This is a genomic window from Kiloniellales bacterium, from assembly GCA_030066685.1.
In the GTDB taxonomy this organism is placed as follows: domain Bacteria; phylum Pseudomonadota; class Alphaproteobacteria; order Kiloniellales; family JAKSBE01; genus JAKSBE01.
Map to the genome: position 1 here is coordinate 108,595 of JASJBF010000032.1, position 21,523 is coordinate 130,117.

General features: G+C 68.4%; 14 protein-coding genes. 8 read left to right on the plus strand and 6 right to left on the minus strand.

Annotation, left to right across the window (positions count from 1 at the left end):
- Positions 1-42: 42 nt before the first annotated feature.
- Positions 43-459, minus strand: a complete 417-nt coding sequence (locus QNJ30_18760; protein ID MDJ0945514.1) for a GcrA family cell cycle regulator — start codon at positions 457-459, stop codon at positions 43-45.
- A 221-nt stretch (positions 460-680) separates the two neighbouring features.
- On the opposite strand from QNJ30_18760, the gene QNJ30_18765 reads away from it, so the two are divergent.
- From QNJ30_18765 to QNJ30_18790, 6 genes are all read left to right on the plus strand, one after another.
- The gene (locus tag QNJ30_18765; GenBank protein MDJ0945515.1) at positions 681-1,427 is read left to right on the plus strand and encodes an SAM-dependent chlorinase/fluorinase; all 747 of its coding nucleotides are present in this window, start codon (positions 681-683) and stop codon (positions 1,425-1,427) included.
- Positions 1,428-1,994, plus strand: coding sequence for a VUT family protein (locus QNJ30_18770; protein ID MDJ0945516.1), 567 nt, complete (start codon positions 1,428-1,430; stop codon positions 1,992-1,994). It begins immediately after the preceding gene.
- 139 nt (positions 1,995-2,133) lie between these two features.
- Entirely contained in the window at positions 2,134-3,732 is a 1,599-nt protein-coding gene (locus tag QNJ30_18775; GenBank protein MDJ0945517.1) for a PAS-domain containing protein, read from the plus strand.
- 132 nt (positions 3,733-3,864) lie between these two features.
- Positions 3,865-6,528 carry a DUF2336 domain-containing protein gene (locus QNJ30_18780; GenBank protein ID MDJ0945518.1) on the plus strand — a complete coding sequence of 888 codons (2,664 nt, stop codon included), beginning with the start codon at positions 3,865-3,867 and terminating at the stop codon, positions 6,526-6,528.
- A gap of 210 nt (positions 6,529-6,738) precedes the next feature.
- Complete coding sequence (locus QNJ30_18785) at positions 6,739-9,399, plus strand: MMPL family transporter (protein ID MDJ0945519.1); 2,661 nt, start codon at positions 6,739-6,741, stop codon at positions 9,397-9,399.
- A gap of 13 nt (positions 9,400-9,412) precedes the next feature.
- Complete coding sequence (locus tag QNJ30_18790) at positions 9,413-10,237, plus strand: class I SAM-dependent methyltransferase (GenBank protein ID MDJ0945520.1); 825 nt, start codon at positions 9,413-9,415, stop codon at positions 10,235-10,237.
- A gap of 24 nt (positions 10,238-10,261) precedes the next feature.
- Here the strand turns inward: QNJ30_18790 and QNJ30_18795 are convergent, their stop codons facing one another.
- From QNJ30_18795 to QNJ30_18815, 5 genes are all read right to left on the minus strand, one after another.
- The gene (locus tag QNJ30_18795) at positions 10,262-11,965 is read right to left on the minus strand and encodes a tryptophan 7-halogenase (protein MDJ0945521.1); all 1,704 of its coding nucleotides are present in this window, start codon (positions 11,963-11,965) and stop codon (positions 10,262-10,264) included.
- Between the two features lie 125 nt (positions 11,966-12,090).
- Entirely contained in the window at positions 12,091-13,356 is a 1,266-nt protein-coding gene (gene nhaD, locus QNJ30_18800; protein ID MDJ0945522.1) for a sodium:proton antiporter NhaD, read from the minus strand.
- Between the two features lie 230 nt (positions 13,357-13,586).
- Positions 13,587-16,784 carry an efflux RND transporter permease subunit gene (locus QNJ30_18805; GenBank protein ID MDJ0945523.1) on the minus strand — a complete coding sequence of 1,066 codons (3,198 nt, stop codon included), beginning with the start codon at positions 16,782-16,784 and terminating at the stop codon, positions 13,587-13,589.
- Entirely contained in the window at positions 16,781-17,989 is a 1,209-nt protein-coding gene (locus QNJ30_18810) for an efflux RND transporter periplasmic adaptor subunit (GenBank protein MDJ0945524.1), read from the minus strand. Before QNJ30_18810 ends, QNJ30_18805 begins: the two co-directional genes overlap by 4 nt.
- A gap of 746 nt (positions 17,990-18,735) precedes the next feature.
- A complete protein-coding gene (locus QNJ30_18815) occupies positions 18,736-19,077 on the minus strand; it encodes a hypothetical protein (GenBank protein MDJ0945525.1) in 342 nt (113 codons plus the stop codon).
- 424 nt (positions 19,078-19,501) lie between these two features.
- Here QNJ30_18815 and QNJ30_18820 point away from each other — a divergent pair, with 424 nt between their 5' ends.
- Together QNJ30_18820 and QNJ30_18825 are read left to right on the plus strand one after the other, a co-directional pair.
- Positions 19,502-19,966, plus strand: coding sequence for a hypothetical protein (locus QNJ30_18820; protein ID MDJ0945526.1), 465 nt, complete (start codon positions 19,502-19,504; stop codon positions 19,964-19,966).
- 64 nt (positions 19,967-20,030) lie between these two features.
- Entirely contained in the window at positions 20,031-21,458 is a 1,428-nt protein-coding gene (locus QNJ30_18825) for an FAD-dependent oxidoreductase (GenBank protein ID MDJ0945527.1), read from the plus strand.
- Positions 21,459-21,523 lie beyond the last annotated feature (65 nt).

The window sequence follows — 21,523 nt, forward strand, 5'->3', positions numbered from 1 at the left end:
CCGGCCCCATCTCAAGCAACCCGTCGAGAGTTACGCGGGAAGTCAGGCGGCCTCGTCGCCGCTGCTGCGGCTGCGCGTGATGTAGGCGCGCGCACAATGTTCTTCGCAATAAGGCTTGTTCTCGATCGCGGGGCCGCCACAGAAGTGGAAGTCCGGCTCGCCCGGATCGCCGATCGGCCACATGCAGCTGCGGCCCTTGGCATAGCGGACGGCGCGCCGGGGCGCGGGCGCCGCCGGACGAGTGATCACGGTCTTGGTCACCGGCTGAACCGGCTTGGAAATGCGCCGCGGCATGGTGCTCTGTTTGATCGGCGATGGACGCGACGGCAGCTGCATTCGGTGCGCCTTGCCCACCACGGCGTTCTTCGATACCCCCAGCATCTTGCCGATGGCCGAAGCGCTGTGCCCCGCCTGCCAGAGGCGGATGAGCTCCGCGACGCGTTCCTCTGTCCAGGTCATGATTTTCCAAGCCCCTCCCGTCAAAATACCAGATGTTGGGTAACCCGCTAGATCTTGCGGATCATCAATATGAAGGCACGATATACGGTAGGTTTTCCCTTGTCCACCCGGGAGTGCGCCAATTTGCCCACAGGGATGCGGCCGCAGAAACGGTGACGGCGGTCTCGGCATTCGCTGTACGGGGGCTTGGCAACGCGGGCGGCAGGTTGGAGTGTCTGGCTATGTTCGTGCTGTTCACCGATTTCGGACTGGAAGGGCCCTACATCGGCCAGGTGAAGGCCGCCCTCTGGCAAGGCGCGCCGGATCGTCCGGTGATCGACCTGCTCTCTGACGCGCCGCCCTTCGACCCGCGCTCGGGCGCCTATCTGCTGGCGGCCTACGCGGCGGCGATGCCGCCCGGCTGCCTGATACTGGGCGTGGTCGACCCCGGTGTCGGCGGGCCGCGGCAGGCGCTCGCCGTCAAGGCAGGGGGCCGCTGGTTCCTGGGGCCCGACAACGGCCTGCTGGCGATCGCCGCGCGGCGCGCCGGCGACGCCCGGGTCTGGCAGATCGACTGGCGCGGGCCGGGGGTCTCGGCGTCCTTTCACGGCCGGGACGTCTTCGCGCCGCTTGCCGCGCGCCTGGCGCGGGGCGAGGCCCTCCCGGGCCGCGAGGTGCCCGCGGACACCATGGTCGGCGCGGACTGGCCGGCGGACCTTGACCGGATCGTCTACATCGACCGCTTCGGCAACGCCATGACCGGCCTACGCGCGGCCGCCCTCGGCCCGGGCGCCGTGCTGGAAGCGGGCGGCCGCCGGCTGGCGCGCGCCGACAGCTTTTTTCAGGTGCCGGTCGGGGCGACCTTCTGGTATGAGAACGCCAACGGCCTAGCGGAGATCGCCGTCAACCAGGGACGCGCAGACCGGGTCCTGGGCCTGGGCATCGGCACACAGATCCGGACGGTCGCGGCTACAACAGGCGAGGATTGAATGGCGGAGGCAAGGCCGGCAGCGGCCGGACGCGGCCTGTGGCTGCCGATCGGCGCCATGGCCGCGGTCATCACGCTCTCGAACGTGGCGGTCAACTTCCAGATCAACGACTGGCTGACCTGGGGCGCCTTCACCTATCCGGTCGCCTTCCTGGTCACCGACCTGACCAACCGCGCCCTGGGCAGCGAGTCCGCCCGCCGGGTCGTCTACGCCGGCTTCGCGGTGGGCGTCCTCTGCTCCATCGTCGCCGGGCTGCTGGGGCTGTCGACGGTCCGCATCGCGCTCGCCTCGGGCGCCGCCTTCCTGATCGCGCAGCTGCTCGACATCCTGATCTTCGACCGGTTGCGGCGCGCCGCCTGGTGGAAGGCGCCCTTCGTCTCCTCCTCGCTCGCGTCCTTCGTCGACACCCTGATGTTCTTTGGCCTGGCCTTCGCCTTCACCCCCGTGCCCTGGCTCACCCTGGCGCTGGGCGACTACGGCGTGAAGCTGGCCATGGCGCTGGTCCTGCTTCTGCCCTTCCGGGCGCTGATGTCGGCGAGCGAGCCCACGGCGGCCAAGACGTCCTGAGCCGGGCCACGAGAGCGGCGGTGGAGATGATCGCTCAGAAGCGGGGCGAAGCGGCCGCCGTTCATCGCTGATTAACCCTAACAAAATACTCTTGGAGGATTGGTCGGCTAACCCCATCGCAAAGGAGCCTGCCAGGCCCATGCGCATCGAGCTCTCCCCGCAACGCCTCCACGCCTTGGGACGCATCGCCGTCGTCGTCCTAACCGCGACGCTGGTCGCCGTGATCTTCGCCAACTTCCTGATGCCCACGTCCGGCGAGACAACCGGGACCGCGCTGCTCGACTCCTGGCCGCCGATCAGCGCCGCGACCGGCGCCGCCCTGGCCGCCAGCCTCGCCTGCCTTTGCGCCTTCATCCTCCTGGTCCGCCGCAATCGCGCCCTGGCGCGCCTGGCCCAGGCCAGCGAGGCTCTGGCCAACGGCGATTTCTCGATCGAGATCCCGGCCTGCGAGCGCAGCGACAACCTCGGCGTCGCCGCCCGCGCCATCGCCCTGATCCGCGCCCACGCCGAGGAATGGCGCAGCCGCAGCAAGCAGGACCGCGACCGTGCGGACAGCCTGGGCGCCCGCCTCGCCCGGCTCGAAGCGGCGCTGGACCAGAGCGACCAGGCCCTGGCGGTCATCGACCTCGACCTCAGGATCACCTTCTGCAACCGCCGCTTCCTGGAGAAGCTGGAGCTGCCCAACAGCTTCGCGGCCGGCCATGCGCGGCTCGAGAGCCTGCTCCTGCACGCGTCCGCCCGCGGGCTCGTGCCGGCCACCGAGGTCGAGAGCCAGATGGCCCGCTGGGCCGCCCTGGCGCGCCAGACCCAGCCGGGCCACAGCGTGCTGACCTGCGCCGACGGCACCCGCTTGGAGCTGCGCCTGAAGCCGAGTCCGAAGATCAGCCTGGTCCTGCTACATCGCGCGCCGGCGGCCAAGGCCGCCCGGCCCGCGGCAAGCGCCGTCGAGGCGACCCGGCCGCCCGCCGCGACGGTTGCGTCGGAGGCGACGGCGCCGGCCGCCGAAGCGGAGCCCCGCAAACCCGATCTGCCGGCGGCCACCTCGGCGCCGGACGAGGCGGTACGCGGCGGCCTGGCCGCAGAAACCCAGGCGCCAGACAGCTTGGCCAAGAAGCCCACGCCGGACCTCACCGAAGGCGCCGCCGCGCGCTCCGAAGCGACGCCGGCGCAAGAGACGGCCCAGCTTCCGCCGCCGCCTTCGGCGCTGGCGAGCACCGCGGCGCACCCCGCGGCGCGGCGCAACTTCCGCGTCCTCCTGGTCGAAGGCGACAAGTCGGCACAGCTGCAGGCGATCACGATCCTGGACAAGGCCGGCCACTGGGTCGACCTGACGACCAGCGGCCAGGAAGCCGTGAAGGCGATCGCCAGGCGCAGCTACGACGCCGTGCTGATCGAACTGGAGCTGAGCGACATCTCCGGCTTCGACGTCGCGCGCCTCGCGCGGCGGCTGAACGGCCCCTCCGCGCAGGTGCCGATCATCGCCATGGTCGCGGACAGGATGCGTTTCGCGGAGTGCCTCGACGCCGGGATGGACGACATCCTGCTGAAGCCGCTCCGGGCGGAGGACGTGGCCCGCAAGCTCCAGAGCTGCATCGGTCCGGCGACCGGCCAGGCGCAGCTCTCCGGCTCTCCGGCCGCGGCCGCCGCGCCCGACTGCAGCCGGCGGGACGGTGCCCTCGGCGCCGCCGTCGCGGACCAGCCGGAAACCGCGACCCTGCGCAGCGCGAGCGGCGGCTGATCGACGCCCGCCCGCAGCGATAGATCCTGAAATAGAGGCTGATATCCGACCGGGGTCACTTTTCCCCCTGCGAATCGTCTCTATACTCCCCAAATCAGTGGCCTGATCCGGTGCTGGGATGGGGAGTGCCAGATGTCCCGCCTTGGGTTCGGACCCAGGAATTTCCGCTTTGGTTTGGCGTGCCTCGGTGTCGCTGTCGGCCTCTCAGCGCCGCTCGGAGCGGATCCGAGGCCGGAGGACCATCCTGCCGATGAGGCGGCCAGCGCCTCCGCTCCCTCGCAGCGGGTCGGCGCTGTCGCCGCGCGATCGGCCGAGGCCGATCAGCTTGCCGAGAAAAACGGAGGTCTCAGCGAAGCCGATCTGCGCCGTTCGATCCACGAGGTCGGCCGGCTCGGCAGATTCTTCGCGCGCCTGGCGTCCTTAGACCCCGAAGCCGCACGGCGCAGCTATTGGCGAGACCTGCAGCTGGCCTACGCCGCCACCGCCGACCGCCTCGCAGGCCTCCTCGACAGCGGCGGCCTGACCATCGCCGATCTCCCGGCGGGACAGAAAAGCGCACGCGGCGGGACCGGCATCGTGGTCGACGCCACCCTTGACGGCACCTGGGGCACCGAGTCGCCGAACGGCAGCCCTGCAGCCGGCCAGGACGACTGGAGCCATAACCACCGCCTGACCGTGGCGGCTTTCGAAGCCTTTGCCGGCCTGGAGGGCTACGACCGCTGGTTCTGGTTCGACGCCCACCTCAAGCGGTCGCCGACCGCGGGCGTGATGGAGCCGGGCAGCGAAGCGGTCGCCGGTCCCCTGCTGACCCGCTATTGGTTCGCCAAGGACGAGCACCTCCGGGCCACGGTCGCCGCCCGGGCGGCGGAAGGACCGGGGTCTCGCGCGCTCTGGACGGTCCGCCGCGATGAGCTCGCGATCCAAGCCGGCCGGGCCGTCGAGCGGACCAAGGCCGAGCTCGGCGCGGCCTGGCATGCTGCACTGGCGGCCAATTGGCAGCAGCAACTTGCGACGTCCGAGGCCGTGGCCGAGAGCCTCGCCGGGGCCGAGGTCCTGGCCGACTTGATTCCGGAGGCCCGGACCCAGGTCGTGGAAGACAGCCGGGACCCGGCCGGGACCGAAGAGATCGCGGTCCTGCGCGGCCGCCTCGCCGACCTTGAGGGCCGGATCGGCAAGCTCGACGCCCAGCTGCGGCAAAGCCGGGACGAGGCGAGCCGGCTGGAGACGGAGCTGGCCGCAGCACGCGATCGGGCCGGAGCGCGCGAGAACAGGGACGACCGCTTGACCCGCGCCTATGCAGAGCTGGAGGCGGCGCAGCGCGCCGACCAGAGACGGCTTGCCGAGCTGGAGACGGAGCGCGCCGCGGAGCGCCGCCGCATCGCGGAGCTGGAGCAGAGCTTGTCGGCGATGCTCGCTCAGCTCGATGACAGCCGCAGCGAGATCGATCGCTATCAGAGCCAGATCCAGGAGAACCAGCAAGAGCTGAGCCGCTACCGCGACGAGATGCGCGCGACCGGCGAGGAGCTGTCGCGCTATCGCGAGGAACTGGACGCCGCCCAGGACCTGCAACCGGAATCGGCCGTATCGCTGGTCCAGTCCCTCGGCAGCCGTCAAACCGCCGTGATCGGCTTGGCCGTTGTCTTGTTGCTGCTCTCGATGATGACCATCGCCCTTCTGCTGCGCCGGACCACGGCGGACGGTGTGGCGGCCCGGGCGCCGCTGGCCCAGGGCCGCGACGGAGAGGGACCACGTGACGGCCGACGCGCGGCGCCGAGCCGCCGGACCAGCCCGGAGCGCTCGGAGAGCGAAGCCCTGGCCGCACAGAAGGACCCGCCGCGCGATCGCCTTCTGGCTTTGGCGGGAGACCGGATCGAAGTCGCACTTCCGATACTGGTCCACAGCGCGGCGCTGACCGACGCCGACCTGATCGCTATCGTTCATGGCGCCACGACTCAGCATCGCATGGCGATCGCCATGCGCCGCGGGCTCGGCGAGCGGGTGGTCGATGCCTTGGTCGAGGCCGCTGAGGTCAAGGTCGCTGCCGCGGTCCTGCAGAACGCCGCGGCAGAGATCACGTCCGAGACCTACGGCAAGCTGGCCAGGCAGGCCGAAATTCAGCCCGCCTTGAAGGCGGCCCTCCTCGAGCGCCCCGGCCTGCCCGCGGCAATCCGGGCACGCCTCTCGGGGCCCGAAGAGCCGGCCGCGCCGAGCGAAGCGCCACGGCCGGACCTGGCGGCCAAGCTGCAGGCGGCGGCCGCCGAGCTCGATGCCGCGGCCGCCGAGCAGGAAGCCGCGGAACGGAACCGAAAGGCAGCCGCAGCGACCACCACGGCCCGGGCGCAAGCCGGCCCCGAAGCGGCCGAAATCGCGCAACCTGAAGAGCCGCCAGGAGGTGCGGCGCGCGATACGGCCGCCAGCGGCGAGGTGCCGCCCCACGCCCTGATCGAAGCCCTGCGCCAAGGCAAGATGGAGCTTTTCGAAGCGCTGTTCGGCAAGATGACCGGCCTGCGGCCGCCGCGCCTGCAACAGGTGGTCTACGGCGGCGGCGGCGAAAACCTGGCGGTCGCCTGCCGCGCGCTCGGGCTCGGCAAACCGATCATGACCTCGATCTTCATCTGGAGCCGCAAGGGCCGAGAAGACCTGGGTGCGGTGAACCCGCGCGAGCTGTCAAACGCCATGACCGCCTTCGACGCGACCTCGCCCGAAACGGCGCGGGAAACGGTCGCGGCCTGGATCGCCGGCGACGCCATCCCCGGCGAGTGGGACCCCAGGCTGCACGGCCCGGCGGCGGAATAGACGCTCTTCCGGGCGCGACCGCTTGCCCGGCAGATTCGCGCTGTGGCAGCGGGCCGGCCCGAAGCAGGCTTGGCTTGTCAGTGCCAGCGCCATCCTTTAGACAGCGGCGCCAGGCCGTCGGGCCCGGGCCGGACCGGCGGGGCGCAGGCCGGGCCGCAGCGACTCGCGACGGCTTGTCACCCGTGAAGGCACCCTCGGATCGGTGAGATCGTGATCGAAAAGCTGGCCCAAAGGACGACCGCGGCACTGTCGGGGTGGGTCGGCCTGGTCTGCCGGCGGGCCTGGCTCGTGGTCCTCCTGGCGGTCGTCGCGACCGGCTTCTCGGCGACCTATACGGCCCGGAACTTCGCCATCAACACCGACACGCGGGACATGATCTCCAGCGAGGTCGACTTCCGCCGGAACGACGATGCCTTCGCCGCCGCCTTCCCGCAGTACGAGGACCTGATCGTCGCCGTGATCGACGGCCCGAACGCCGAGGCTGCCGAGGCCGCGGCCGAGCGGCTGACCTTGGCGATGGCGGCGCGCCCCGATCTCTTCACCGAACTGCGCCATCCCGGCGGCGAGGCCTTCTTCCGCGACAACGCCTTCCTATTCCTGAGCCTTCCGGCGCTCGCCGACCTGGCCGATCGCCTGGCCGGGGCGGAGCCGCTGCTCGGCGCCCTGAGCCAGGACATGAACCTGCGCGGCCTGTTCACGGTGCTGTCCCAGGCGCTCGACGGCGCCGCGGTGCTCGACGACACGGCCCCCCTGCCCGAGGTGCTGATTGCGATCGCGGGACAGAGCGACGCCACGGCCGGGGGCAGACCGGGCGCGCTGTCCTGGCGCGGCCTTCTGGCCGCGGATCCCTCAATGGCCTCCACGCGCAGCTTCGTGACCACCCGGCCGGTCCTGGACCACGGCTCGTTGAAGCCGGCCGAGAAGCCGATCGCCGAGCTGCGCCGGCTGGCCGAAACCCTCGGGATCGATCGGAGTCAGGGCCTGCGGCTGCGCCTGACCGGCCCCGCCGCGCTGGACCACGAGGAGTTCGAGAGCGTCGAGGTCGGCGGCGCCACCGCCGGCCTGATCTCGCTCTGCGCCGTTGCGATCCTCCTGATCCTGGGCCTGCGGTCGGTCTCGCTGGTCTTCGCGACCATCACGACCCTACTGATCGGGCTGACTTGGACCGCGGCCTTCGCCATGGCGGCCATCGGCCACCTCAACATCATTTCGGTGGCCTTCGCGGTGCTCTTCGTCGGCCTGGGAGTCGATTTCGGCATCCACTTCGCGTTGCGGGCGCGCGAAGCCCTGGGTGAGACCGGGGGTGAGACCGGGGGTGAGACCGGCGACAAGATCGCGGCCCTGGAGCGGGCCGGCGCCAGCGTCGGCGGTGCGCTTGCCCTATCGGCCCTCTGTGCCGCCGTCGGATTTTTCGCCTTCCTGCCGACGAACTACAAGGGCCTGGCGGAACTGGGCCTGATCTCGGGCACCGGCATGTTCATCGCGCTCTTCGTCAACCTCACCCTGCTGCCCGCCCTGATGAGGCTGCTGCCCCTGCCGAAGGCGGCGGCGCGCGAAGCAGAGCAAGTCGGCGGCCCGATCGAGCGCATGGTCCTGCGCCACGGGCGCGCGATCATCGTCCTGGCGTCCCTGACCGCGCTGGTCGGGCTGGCCGCCGCGCCCTTCGCACGCTTCGACTTCAATCCCCTGAACCTCAAGGACCCCGCGACCGAGTCCGTCGCCACCCTGCTGGAGCTGACCCGCGATCCCGCGAGCTCGCCCTACGCCATCGACATCCTGGCGCCGGACCTCGCGGCCGCACGGGGCATCGCCGCACGGCTCGACGCCCTGCCCGAAGTCAGCCACAGCCTGACCCTGTCGAGCTTCGTGCCGGAGGAACAGGAGGCCAAGCTGGAGCTGATCGACGAGATCGCCCTCTTCATGGGTCCGGCCCTCGCATCCGGGCCGGCGCGCGAGACGCTCGACCCCGAGGCACGGTCGGCGACCCTGGCGTCCTTCCGGACGGACCTCGGCGATCTCCAGGCGGCCGGCGTGACCGATCCGGCGCTGGCAGGAGCCCTGGAAGGCCTGGCGGCAGCGCTCGACCGCCTGGCTGCGGCCCCGGGTGACGGCGCGACGGCGCTGGCCCGCCTCGAGGACCGCCTGCTGCGCCATCTGCCCAGGTCGCTCGACGACCTGCGCCGAGCGCTCGGCGCCCAGGCGGTGACCCTCGACGACCTGCCTTCGGCGCTACGCCGCGACTGGTTGACGGCCGAGGGCCGAGCCCGGATCCAGGTGCAGCCTCAAGGCGGCCTGGCCGACAACGTCGAGCTACGCCGCTTCGCCGAGGCGGTCCTGGCGGTCGAGCCGGCCGCCTCGGGCACGCCGGTGGTGATCACCGAGGCCGGCAAGGCCGTGGTCCAGGCTTTCTTCGAAGCGAGCGGCCTCGCCCTGGCCGGCATACTGCTCCTGCTCGCCTTTGCCCTCAGGCGGCTCGAGGACGCCGCCCTGGTTCTGGCGCCCCTGGCGCTGGCGGCGGCGATCACCACCGCGGCCTCGGTGGCCTTCGGCCTGGCCTTCAACTTCGCCAACGTGATCGTCTTGCCGCTGCTGCTCGGCCTCGGCGTCGCCAGCGGTATCCACCTGGTGATGCGCCGACGCTACGAGCGCGACCAAAGCAAACTGCTGCGCACCAGCACCTCGCGGGCGGTGATGTTCAGCGCCTTGACCACCATCGCCTCCTTCGGAAGCCTCGCCGTCTCCGGCCATCCCGGCATGACCAGCATGGGCCAGCTCCTGACCATCGCGATCTCCAGCACGCTGATCTGCACCCTGATCGTCCTGCCCAGCCTGATGGCACGCCGCGCCGCGCCCGACCAGGCAGGTGCTTGAAGGGAGCGCGGTCGTGAGCAGCTTCGAGCGCTACGACCGGGCGGCCCCCCACTACGATCGGACCCGCGTGCCCATCGGCACCGAGATCATCCACGACGCCTTGAGGACTGCCGCTCGGCCGGCATCGGAGATGACGCTTCTCGACGCCGGCTGCGGGACCGGAGCCTATGCCGCTGCGCTCGCCGGGGTGCCCGGCCGGGTGATTGGCCTCGACCGCAGCGCCGAGATGCTGAAGGTCGCTCGCGCCAAGCTCGAAGGCCGGCCCGGTCGGATCGACTTCCTGCGCGGCGATCTGCGGGATCTGCCCCTGGCCGAGGCTTCCTTGGACGCGGTGATGTTCAACCAGGTCCTGCACCACCTGGAGGACGGCGATGGCGCCTACGCGGGCCACGCGGCGGCCTTGGCCGAGGCCGCGCGGGTTCTCAGGCCGGGGGGCCGGCTGCTGCTCAACGCCTGCACCCACGAGCAGCTGCTCCGGGGCTTCTGGTTCTACGGATTGATCCCCCTGGCCCTGGAGCGGGCCCTCGCGCGCTGTGCCCCGGAAGGCCGGATCCGCGGCCTGCTGGCCGAGCTCGGATTCGAGGTCCTGGACCGGGCCGTGCCGGCAAGCGCGGTGCTCCAGGGCGAGGCCTACTTCGACGCCTGCGGTCCGCTGCGGCCGGAGTGGCGGCAGGGCGACTCCATCTGGGCGCTGGCCGGCCCGGAGGAGACGGAGGTGGCCGTTGAAGGCGTGAAGCGTCTGCAGCGGGACGGCGCACTTGAGGGCTTCATGCGGGATCGGGACCGCGAAAGGCCCGCCGTGGGTCAGGTCAGCTTCTTCATCGCGCGGCGGATCTGAAGGAGCGAAGGTCCGGCCCGCCGGTCAGAGCAGATGGGCGCCGTCCTGGCCTTCCGTCTCCACCGGCGGCCCTTCGGGGCGTCCCTGCTTCCAGGAGATCCGGATTCCGACGCCCTGGCCCGGCAATGGCACGCTGGCGCGGACAGCCGCGCCTTCGGCGGGCTCCCGCGCTGCTGCCGCCGGGGGCCGGGCGCGCAGCCGGATCTGGTTGAGCAGCTCGAAGTGATTCGGCAATTGGGCGACGAGGCCGGCCTTCTGCTGCTCGACCCAGTCCTCGAAGCGCCGCCATTCGGATTCCTCCAGCCCTTCGGCCTGGGCGAAGACCGTGTCGTCGTAGAAGTGCTTGCCGAAGAGCACGATGAGGTAGCTCCAGTAGCCGAAGAGGTAGGTGCGCTCGAAGTCGGACTCTTCCGGCAGGCGTTCCCGCCAGGCCGCCAGCCTGGTCTTCAGGCTGTCGGGTACCTCCAGCTCCTCCTGGACCGCCTGCCAATAAGCGCTGTCGCGGCGGTTCGAGGTCAGGTAGTGCAGGGCGATGAAGTCGCGCACCTCCTCATAGAGGCCCCGCGTCCTCTCGTTGTAGCGGGCCTGCAGCGCCGGATCGAAGTCGCGGTCCGGGAGGTTGGCGGCCAGCCAGCGCAGCGACGCTTCGATGATGAAGATGGCGGTGGACTCGAGCGGCTCGATGAAGCCCCCGGAAAGGCCGACGGCGATGCAGTTTCCGACCCAGGTCCGCCGGGCCCGGCCGATGCGCATGGGGATGACCCGCGGCTCGGCGCCCGCGCCCTCGCTGCCCAGGTGCTGCAGGAACTCGTCGATCGCCTCCTGGTCGCTGCGGAAGCGGCTGGAGAAGACGTAGCCCGTCCCGATGCGCGAGTAGAGCGGCACCCGCCAGACCCAGCCGGCGCCCAGCGCCGTGGAACGGGTGCAGGGCTCGAGCCCGCTGACGTCGCGATGCGGGATCTGCACCGCCAGCGCCTTGTCGTTGAAGAGGTGGCGCGAGAAGGGCTCGAAGGGCTCCTCCAGGGCCTGCTGCAGGATCAGGCTGCGGAAGCCGGTGCAGTCGATCACCAGCTCGACCGGTCGCCGGCCCTGCGTGCGCAGGATCAGGGCGGAGATGTGGCCGCGGTCGTCGCGCTCCAGGTCGTCGACGTCGTCGAGCAGGTGCAGCACGCCGCGCTCCACCGCCACCTCGCGCAGCAGGGCGGCGAAGAGGCCGGCGTCCAGGTGGTAGGCGTAGCCGACCGCATAGTCGTAGTCGTCCTGATCGACCGTCTTGGGGCCGCGGCGTTCGTCGATCAGGCGGGTCGAGGGGGAGAGCGCGTCGCCGAGGTTGGCGAGCCGGCCACCGCGGCCGAAGCGGTGGTAGTGGTAGGCCGGGTTGACGCCCTGGATCGCGACCCCAAGGCCGTCGAAGGGGTGGTCGTAGCAAGCGGGCGAGCCGTCGGGTCGCTTGTCCCAGTTGACGAAGCGGACGCCGAGCTTGAAGGAGGCGTTGCAGCGCTCGATGAAGGTCGCCTCGGAGATGTCGAGCTGCCTCAGCAGCTCGCGCATGCCCGGCACGGTGGCCTCGCCGACCCCGACCGTCGGCACATTGGGCGATTCCACCAGGGTGACCCGGATCGGCGGCTTGCCGGGCCGCTTGTTGAGCCGCGTGATCAGGAAGACCGCCGCCATCCAGCCGGCCGTCCCGCCGCCGACGATGGTGATCTCGCGGATGGGCTCCGCCATGCACGCCTCCTGGCTGTCGAATCGATCGGAAGTGAAGCGCGCCGGGCCCGAAGGGTCAACCGGCCCGGCGCAGGCCGGGCGCGCCGACCGCGCCACCCGGCCGATGCGGCGCCTGCCCCTTGGTATTAGCCGTTGACCAGGAAGTGGGCGGCGATGCTGGCGAAGTAGCCGAGGGCGATCACCGGGGTCCACTTGAGGTGGCCCATGAAGGTGTACTGGCCCTTGGAGGCGCCCATCAGCGCCACCCCGGCCGCGGAGCCGATCGACAGCAGGCTGCCGCCGGTCCCGCAGGTGAGCGTGATCAGCAGCCACTGGAAATGCGACATCTCCGGGCCCATGGAGAGGATGGCGAACATCACCGGGATGTTGTCGACGATCGCCGAGACCACGCCAAAGGTCGTGTTCGCGGCAGTCGCCCCCCAGTCGCCGTACATGACCTCCGAGGCCACCGTCAGCCAGCCGATGAAGGAGAGCGCGCCGACGCTGAAGATCACGCCGAAGAAGAACAGCAAGGTGTCCCACTCGGCCGCCGCGACGTGGCGGAAGATGTCGAACTCCTCCTCGTCCTGGCTGCGGGTCTTGCGGTGGAAGTAGGCGAAGAACATGAGCAGCGACAGGCCGGTCATCATGCCCATGAAGGCCGGCAGGTGGAGCACCTGCTCGAAGCTGATCGCCATCGCGATGGTGAGGACGAAAAGCAGAACGGCGAAAGGTGCGCCCCGCTTCATACGGACGGTCTCTTCGAGTGTCTCCGGCTGACCCGTCGGCAGGAAGAAGGTCATGATCACGGCGGGCACCAGGTAGTTGACCACCGATGGTATGAAGAGCGCGAAGAATTCGAAGAAGGTAACCCGTCCCGACACCCAGACCATCAGGGTCGTGATGTCGCCGAAGGGGCTGAAGGCGCCGCCGGCGTTGGCCGCGATGACGACGTTGATGAAGCCCAGTGCGACGAACTGCGGGTTGCCCGCGCCCACGGCCATGATCACCGTGCCCATGACCAGAGCGGTGGTCATGTTGTCGGCGATCGGCGAAAGAAAGAAGGCGATGAAGCCGGTGATCCAGAACAGCGCGCGGTAGCTGAAGCCTTGGCCGACCAGCCAGGCGCGCAGCGCCTCGAAGACGTTGCCGGCCTGGAGGGCGCTGATGTAGGTCATCGCCGCCAGCAGGAAGAGGAGCAGGCCGGCGTACTCCTCTAGGCCGTGGATGAGCGCGTTGTGGATCTCTTCCTGCGGAAAGCCGTAGCCGGGCGCCAGCCAGGCGACCAGGGCCCAGATGATGCCGGCGCCGAGGATCACCGGCTTGGACTTGCGCAGGTGCGTCTTCTCCTCGGTCATCACGAAGAGGTAGGAGAAGATGAAGATTCCAAGACACAGGTAGGCCGCCGGCACCTCGGTGGGGTCGGGAACGAGGAATTTCTCGCGCGGCGGGGCCGCCAAAGCCAGAGTTGGCGCTAAAGTTGCCAGCCCAGAGACGATCGCTATCGCCCACCGTGTTTTCATCGTCGCCCCCTCAGTCTCTTTGCCCAACCTCGGTCCAGGCCGCCAGTACCCCTCGACCGCATAGCAGTAAGCCGTACGCAGCTTCGGAAGCTTCGCCGGCTTCGGGTGGAAGTCTCACGTCAAGCGGTCGCCGGTGCAGCCTCCGCTTTGACGGTCGCCGGCGTATCCGGATGGACGTTGAAGAAGACCGCATACAGGGTCGGCACCAGGAACAGCGTCAGCAAGGTCCCGACCGTCAGGCCGCCCATGATGGTGATCGCCATGGCGCTCCAGAAAACGTCGGTGGCGATGGTGGAGACGCCGCCCACCGTGGTGGCCGCCGCCAGGACCACGGGCCGGGCGCGCGCCATCGTCGCTTCGATGACGGCATCGTAGGGCTTCATGCCCTCCTCGAGGTTGAGATTGATCTCGTCCAGCAGGACAATGATGTTCTTGATCATCATTCCCGAGAGGCTCATGGCGCCCAAGATGGCGACGAACCCGAAGGGCGCGTCGGCCACGAGCAGGGCCGGCGTGATCCCGATGAAGACGAAGGGCACCGTCAGGACGATAATGATCACCGGCCGGTAAGCGTTGTAGAGCAGGATGAGGGTGAGCAGCACCACGGCGAAGGCCGGAATGACCCCGGGCTTGAGCGACTCCGTCGCATCGAGGGTGCTTTCGTCCTCGCCGTCGAAGTAGATGTCGTAGCCCGGCGGCATCGGAACCGCCCGTATCTTCTCGAGCACGGCCTGCTTGAGCACGGGATAGGTGGTGCCCTTCGGCTCGGCCTGGAGCGTGATGGCTCGGCGGCGATCGAAACGCGTGTTGGCGGGCTCCTCCCAATCGAACCTGATCTCCCTGGTCACCCCGGAAAGCGGCACCGTGTTGGCCATCAACCTTCCGTGCACCTGCAGGTTGTTCATTTCAGTCGCCTGGCGCCGCTCGTCCTCCGTGTGCCTGAGGACGATCGGATAAATGTCGTCCTCCTCGCGGTAGAACCCGACCTGCTGGCCGTCGTAGGCGCGGCGCGTCGCACGGGCCAGGTCCTCGCGGGTGATCGCCGCCCAGCGACCGCGCTCCTGGGAGTAGACGGGCACGACCCGCTTGACCTTGTTGCTCAGATTGGTCCGTACTTCCTTCGATATCGGGGAGTCACGGAGGATGTCCACCATCTGGTCCGTGATGTCGCGGAGCACGTCCAGGTCGGCCACCGCCGGGGCGGTCACATGCCACTCGAGCTTCCAGGTCTCGCTGGGCCCCACGCCGTACCAGCGGACCCGGGTCACCGCCTCCGGATAGTTCTCTTCCATCCAGGGCTCGAGCCTTTCCACAATGGGGAAGATCTCTTCGTAGCTGTGGGTGTTGACCACGATCTCTGCGTAATGCGGCGTGAAGGGCCTCTCCGGGTCCACCGGCAGGTAGAAACGCGGCGGTCCGCCACCGATGTAGGAGGAGATATTCTCCACCTCTTCGGCCTCCATGAGATAGGTCTCGGCACGCCGAATACCTTTCGACACATCCTCGATACGGGTGCCGTTGGGGTACCAGAAGTCGACCATGAACTGAGGTCGCGATGCGTCCGGGAAGAACATCTGCTTGACCTGGCCGAAGCCGACAAAGGCGACGGCCAACGCCCCGCCAATGACGCCCAGCACGGGCCAGCGGAACCGCAGGCAGAATTGAAGCGACCCGCGGAAGCCGCGCTTCAGCCAACCTTCGCCGGCGTCTGCCTGCGCCGCCTTGGACGGCTTCAGCATGTCGATGCACTGCAAGGGCGTCAGGGTCACCGCGATGAGCCAGCTGGCAAACAAGGAAAGCGCCACGACGATGAACAGGGCGACGCAGTATTCGCCCGCATCGGTGTCCGAGGCATAGACGGGATAGAAGGTAGCGCTCGCGATCACGGTGGCGCCGAACAGCGCCGTCGCGGGCTTCACCGCGGCTTCGATCGAGGCTTTCACCCGATCCATGCCTTGGTCGATCTTCACCTGAGCGCTTTCCGCGACCACGATGGAGTTGTCCACCATCATCCCCATGGCGATGATCAGCGCGCCGAGGGACATGCGCTGCAGGTTCATGTCCAACATGCCCATGCCGATGAAGGTCAGGGCGATGGTCAGAACCATGCCGGTCCCGATGACGATACCCATGCGCAGTCCCATGGCGAGGGCCAGCACGCCCAGCACGATGACGACGGACTGGACCAGGTTCAGCATGAAAGCCTGGATGGCGTTGGTCACCAGGGTCGACTGCCAGGCCACCTTTCCGATTTCGATACCGACGGGATACAGCTCCTTCAGCTCCTGGATACGCTTCTCCAGGTTCTCGCCTACCTGCACGATGTTGGTGCCCTCGACAGCCGCGATCTGTATGGCGATGGAGGGCTTGCCGTTGAACCGCATGAAGTCGTCCTGCGGCTCCTTGTAGCCGGGCCGGACGGTGGCGATGTCCTTGATGGCGATCAGCTCGTTGCGGAACCCGCCGCTGCTGGCCGGACCCGTCGGCGTCGGCCGCGCGGCGGTGGGCCCTGTCGGCTGCGCCGCATAGGGCCCGGTTACAGGCGGACGCTGGCCTGCGATCTCGGGGCCGTAGGGCCGCAGGTAGAGCTCGCCGATCTCGCTTGGGTCGAGGAACTTGCCGGTCGGCGCGATGCGCATGCGTTCCTGCCCGACCTCCAGGAACCCCGAATCGAGCACCTTGTTCTGGACCTGAAGCGTCTCGACGAAGTTCTCGGCGGTCAGCCCCAGCGCCGCCAGCTGTGTCTCGGCGACGTCGATGTAGATGACCTTCTCCTGGACGCCCCACAGCTCGGCGCGGGCGACGCCGTCCACGAGGCTGAACTCTTTCTTCAGGTCGTCGGCATAGTCCTCGAGCTGCTTGTAGGTGAACCCGTCCCCGGTCACGGCCAGGACGAAGCCGTAGACGAAGTTGAAGTCGTCGGAGATGTCGACCTTGCCCACGCCCGGCGGGAACTCGGGGAGCTTGTCCCGGATCTTCTTGCGAAGGTCGTCCCAGACCTGGGGCAGCTTGTCGCGCCAGTAGCGCTGGTGGGTGTCGATCTTGATGACGGACAGCCCGGGATAGGAATGGGAGTTGGTGTGCCGGAGCTCGGGCACCTCCTGAATCGCCTTCTCGATTCGGTCGGTGACCTCCAGTTCCACCTCCTCCGGGTCCGCACCCGGATAGGGCGTGATGATGATCGCCTTCTTGACCGAGAATATGGGATCCTCGAGATGGCCCATGGTGAAGTAGCTGCCCACCCCGCCGACGATGATGAGCGCGGCGACGAAGTACGAGACTGCCGTGTTCTTGACCGCGTACTCGGTAAGGTTCATGACCGCTTTTCTCCGTGGGTCGGCTGCAGATAGACCTCTTGCCCGTCGCGCAAGGTGTAGAGGCCGGCCGTGGCGACCCACTCCCCGGCCTCGAGACCCGACTTGATAAGCATTCCAGCCCCGGTAATCCTGCCCGTTTGGACTTCGCGCTTCTCGGCGATCGCCTTGACGCGCGTAATCGAGCGTCCCTCGGGCGGCTCGCTCTCGGGCTTCAGGACCCAGACGTATGGCTGGCCTGACTGATCGGACGCCACCGCATGGGTGGGCACCTTGATGGCCTCGGTCGGATCGTCGGGCAGGCGCGCATAGCCGGTGGCGATGCCGGCCATACCGGGCAGAATCTCCTTACCGTCTGGCTGGTCCATGACCAGGGTGACAGGATAGGTCCGCGTGGCCTCGGTGGCTTCCCTGCCGATCTCCTGGATCGTCGCCTCGAGCTCGATGTCGGGGTAGGGATCGAAGACCACAGTGATCTTTTCGACGAAAGGCGCGAGGGTGATCAGCCCCTCGGGCACGTCGATCACCATTTCGACCTGCGATTTGTCGACGAGCCGCACGATCGGCTGCTGTGCCTTTACATATTCGAAGGCCTCGACGTAGGTCGCCACGATGGTGCCGTCAAAGGGTGCCTGCAATGTGGTGTAGCTGAGGTCCAGCCTGGCCCGTTCGACGTTGGCAGTCAGGGTTCGGATCTCGGCTGCGGTCGCATTCTGCTCCATCCGTCTCTGTTCGACGTAGGTCTCGCTGACGGCACCGGGATCCTCCTTGAAGATTCTCTTCGCCCGATTGAACTCTCCCTTGGCAAACACGTTGTCGGCCTTGGCCTTGTCCAGGCGGCCCTTCATGTTCTCGAGCGCGACCTCGTAGTCGGTGGGATCGATTTGCGCGATCAAGTCGCCTTTCTTCACGCGGTCACCCACGTCTACGGCGCGGGTGATCACGGGGCCGAAGACGCGAAACGACAGGTTGGTTTCTTCCTTGGCCTTGGCGCGGCCGGGGAAGCGGTCGCGCCGGAAACCCTCTATGTCGCCGACCTTGGTCGCGAGGACAGGGCGGATGACCTCCTCGACCGGCGGATCTTCGCAGCCGGCCAGCAAGCCGGCGGTGAAAAAGAAAAGAAGGAGTCGGGCGGCGCTATTTCTCGACATCATTGCTTCTAACGCTCCTGGGCGTTCCCCCTGAATATTCGTATCGTTTTTTACCAACGACACGCTTGCAGAGCCCTGGGCGGACCCCCTCGATATTCGTCCGGCGCCGTTCGCAGCCCCACCTGCCGATGGGCGCGAGGACGAATTCCCCTTCGGTTCGGCGACTGCGGCCTTTCGGCTGGCCGCACTGCAAGGCTTCTGGTCTGAAGGACGAGCGCAGCGCGCGCTGCGGCTTCGCACGCCTAGGAGAAAGCGAGACACTTGAACCTGTCGGGGCGGCGCGCGCCGCAATTTCAGCATGACGTTTGGCATCGCTTCGCGGCACCTCTTCGCAGCCGAGAGCGGGCTTAGAAACCAACTCGAGCCGCGGTCTCGATACCCTTGACGCATGCATCGCGCGTAGAACCAAATCGCCCCCCAGACTCACCTCTTCCTCGCGCAGGTCGCTCCGAACCGATGGCCTCGGTAGCACCGAGAGGGCGGGCCTCGATCAGGTCCAGAAACCGTCGCCTGATCCGGTTTGCGCCTCCCGGTAGGCACGGGGACAGACGCAAGCTTTGAGCGCATCGGAATAGGATCAGCTCGCAAGAACCTCACTGGCATCTCGAATGCACCGACACGCAGCCTCGCTTGACGCTCTTCAGTCCATCGCCAACCTGAGAACGGGTTAGCGTAGCCTTCGTCGAAACCCGGTTCTATCCGATTCACGCAAAGCCGTTGCGTGCCCGAGGGCTACGAAGGCAAAGCGGGCATCGACATCGATGCGCAAGGCCAAGTCTTCGCCTCGAAGCCACCTCGATCGGCTAAGGCGCCTTCTTGAGCTTCTCGGTACAGATCCGCACGTAGCGCAAGTCTTCGTCGATCAGCTTCGCGGGAATCGACATCAGATCGTCCGCCTCGGCGGCCTTGACGATCAGACTGACGTCATCCTTCGACTGCTCGGCCATGAGCATGTCGGTGCGGCAGGTGCAGAGCTTCTCGGTCTGTTCGGCCGTCCATATGGGATTGTTCCGGTTTACGTCGTCCTTGCAGATCGTCATGAAGCGCGCACGAAGATCGTCCTCGGCCAGCAGGGTCGACGGCGCCGCCGAGATCCAGCAACAGGCGAGCGCGGCGATGCCGGCCGCGCGTCTAAAGCTCTCCATGCCAGACTCCCATAGGCAAGACTCCCCAGACAGATTCCCGTTTCGAGCCGGATGTTAGCCCAGCAAGGCTTGAAAGCAGAACCGCAAATCGTCCCTCCGGGCGTTCCGCTGCGAATCGGCCGGTCTCTCAAGGCCAGGATTCCACCCCAGGTCTCTCGCAGCGTCCGGGACGGCGTCCCTTGCCGAAGGATGCGGCTTCGCAAACGCCCACGGCGGGGCCTGCCGCAGCTCCGCTCACGAAGCCGTGTGCAGGATCTGAGGCCGCCATAACTTTCGCGTCAGCGAGGGTGTAAGGGCCGTGCGCTACCCCAGATAGCTAGAGGTCGGGCCTGTTGGGAGCCTGATGACGAGAAGGAAAACCGTGCCAATTCCCATGACCGTCGCCTGCCTGGCCCGGCTGCAGCTATGGAGAGGAACCCACGCCATGCCTAGGACCACCGCCACTTTGGCACTCACCGCCGGCCTCTTGGCGCTCGGTGCCGCCTCGGGCGGGGCGACGGCGGAACCGCAGATCATCGAACTGACCCAGACCGCCTGCCAGTTCGTCGAGTCGGAGAACGGCGTCGACCACGGCTTCGAGACCCGGAGCAAGGCGGACTGCGAGGCAGTCAATGCCGAAAGCGGGGATGAGCGCCTGGCCGGGTCCAAGGAGTTGGAGCTCAAGCCCGGCAAGTACATCTTCCGCGTGACCAACGAGGACGTGCCCTACGAGCTCGGGTTCTGGCTAGGCGGCGAGGGCCTCGGGCGCTTCGTCAAGAACAGCGTCTCGGGCGGCGGGCTGACCCGGGGCGTGACCCGGGACTACGAGATCGAGCTGACCGAGGGCGAATACCTCTACTCCTGCCCGCTCAATCCGACCCCGGACTACCGCATCGTCGTCAAGAGCTGACCCACGGCCAAGGCGCGCGGCACGGCCGCCGCGCGTCCGTGCCAAGCTGATGGGAGCAAGGGAAATGGGAGAGATCCTCCGCACGGACATCTGCGTCATCGGCGGCGGCTCCGGCGGCCTTTCGGTGGCCGCGGGCGCGGCCCAGATGGGCGCCCGCACCGTCCTGATCGAGAAGAGCGAGATGGGCGGCGACTGCCTGAACACCGGCTGCGTCCCCTCCAAGGCCCTGATCGCCGCCGCCGAGGCGGCCGAGACCGTCCGCCGTAGCGGCGTCTTCGGGGTCAACGGCCACGAGCCGGAGATCGACTTCGCCAAGGTGCACGGCCACGTCCACGGCGTGATCGCGGCCATCGCACCGCACGACTCCGTCGAGCGCTTCGAGGGCCTGGGCGTCCGGGTGATCAAGGGCGCCGCCCGCTTTACCGGGCCCAAGGAAGTCGAGGTCGAAGGGCATCGTATCCGCGCCCGGCGCTTCGTGATCGCCACCGGTTCCTCCCCGGCCCTGCCGCCGATCCCGGGCCTCGACGAGGTGCCCTTCCTGACCAACGAGACCATCTTCGACCTCAAGGAGCGGCCGGGCCACCTGATCGTCATCGGCGGCGGCCCGATCGGCGCCGAGCTGGCCCAGGCCCAGCGCCGCCTGGGCGCCCGCGTCACCCTGCTCGAGGTCGCCAGCCTGATGGGCAAGGAGGACCCGGAGGCCGCGGAGGTCGTGCGCCGGCGCCTGATCGCGGAAGGCGTCGACGTCCACGAAGGCATCCGGATCGAGTCCCTGGCCCGGAAGGGCAACGGCATCGCCGCCAGCGTCAAGGCCGGGGACGAGTCCCGGGAGATCGAGGGATCGCATCTCCTGATCGCCGCCGGCCGTCGGCCCAACGTCAACGGCCTGGGCCTGCAGGCGGCGGAGATCGACTTCTCCTCCCGCGGCATTGTCGTCGACAGCCGCCTGCGCACCAGCAACCGCAAGATCTTCGCCATCGGCGACGTAATTGGCGGCTACCAGTTCACCCACATGGCCGGCTACCACGCGGGGATCGTCATCCGCAACGCGCTCTTCGCCCTACCGGCCAAGGTCAAGGACAACGCCGTGCCCTGGGTGACCTACACCGACCCCGAGGTCGCCCAGGTCGGCCTGACCGAGGCCGAGGCGCGGGAGCGGCACGGCGAGGCCGTAGGGGTGTCGCGCTGGTCCTTCGCCGAGAACGACCGGGCCCAGGCAGAGCGCGCCACTGAAGGCTTCGTCAAGGTCGTGACCGGCAAGCGCGGCCGGATCCTGGGCGTCACCCTGGTCGGCCGCCACGCCGGCGAATTGCTGCAGCCCTGGGTCCTGGCGATCACCCAGGGACTCAAGATCGGCGCCATGGCCGGGATCATCGCGCCCTACCCGACCCTCGGCGAGATCAACAAGCGCGCCGCCGGCGCCTACTTCACGGAGGCGCTCTTCGGCCCCCGGACCCGCCGCCTGGTCGGGCTTCTACAGCGCCTGCCCTGACGTGAAGACGATGCGCGACGCCCAAAGCGGCGCGGCCGTAACCGGCCGCCACGCGCTTGAGAAGG

Coding starts and splice junctions, on each gene's coding strand:
- QNJ30_18760 (MDJ0945514.1), bottom strand. CDS start 459: ATGACCTGGACAGAGGAACGCGTCGCGGAGCTCATCCGCCTCTGGCAG.
- QNJ30_18765 (MDJ0945515.1), top strand. CDS start 681: ATGTTCGTGCTGTTCACCGATTTCGGACTGGAAGGGCCCTACATCGGC.
- QNJ30_18770 (MDJ0945516.1), top strand. CDS start 1,428: ATGGCGGAGGCAAGGCCGGCAGCGGCCGGACGCGGCCTGTGGCTGCCG.
- QNJ30_18775 (MDJ0945517.1), top strand. CDS start 2,134: ATGCGCATCGAGCTCTCCCCGCAACGCCTCCACGCCTTGGGACGCATC.
- QNJ30_18780 (MDJ0945518.1), top strand. CDS start 3,865: ATGTCCCGCCTTGGGTTCGGACCCAGGAATTTCCGCTTTGGTTTGGCG.
- QNJ30_18795 (MDJ0945521.1), bottom strand. CDS start 11,965: ATGGCGGAGCCCATCCGCGAGATCACCATCGTCGGCGGCGGGACGGCC.
- QNJ30_18805 (MDJ0945523.1), bottom strand. CDS start 16,784: ATGAACCTTACCGAGTACGCGGTCAAGAACACGGCAGTCTCGTACTTC.
- QNJ30_18815 (MDJ0945525.1), bottom strand. CDS start 19,077: ATGGAGAGCTTTAGACGCGCGGCCGGCATCGCCGCGCTCGCCTGTTGC.
- QNJ30_18820 (MDJ0945526.1), top strand. CDS start 19,502: ATGCCTAGGACCACCGCCACTTTGGCACTCACCGCCGGCCTCTTGGCG.
- QNJ30_18825 (MDJ0945527.1), top strand. CDS start 20,031: ATGGGAGAGATCCTCCGCACGGACATCTGCGTCATCGGCGGCGGCTCC.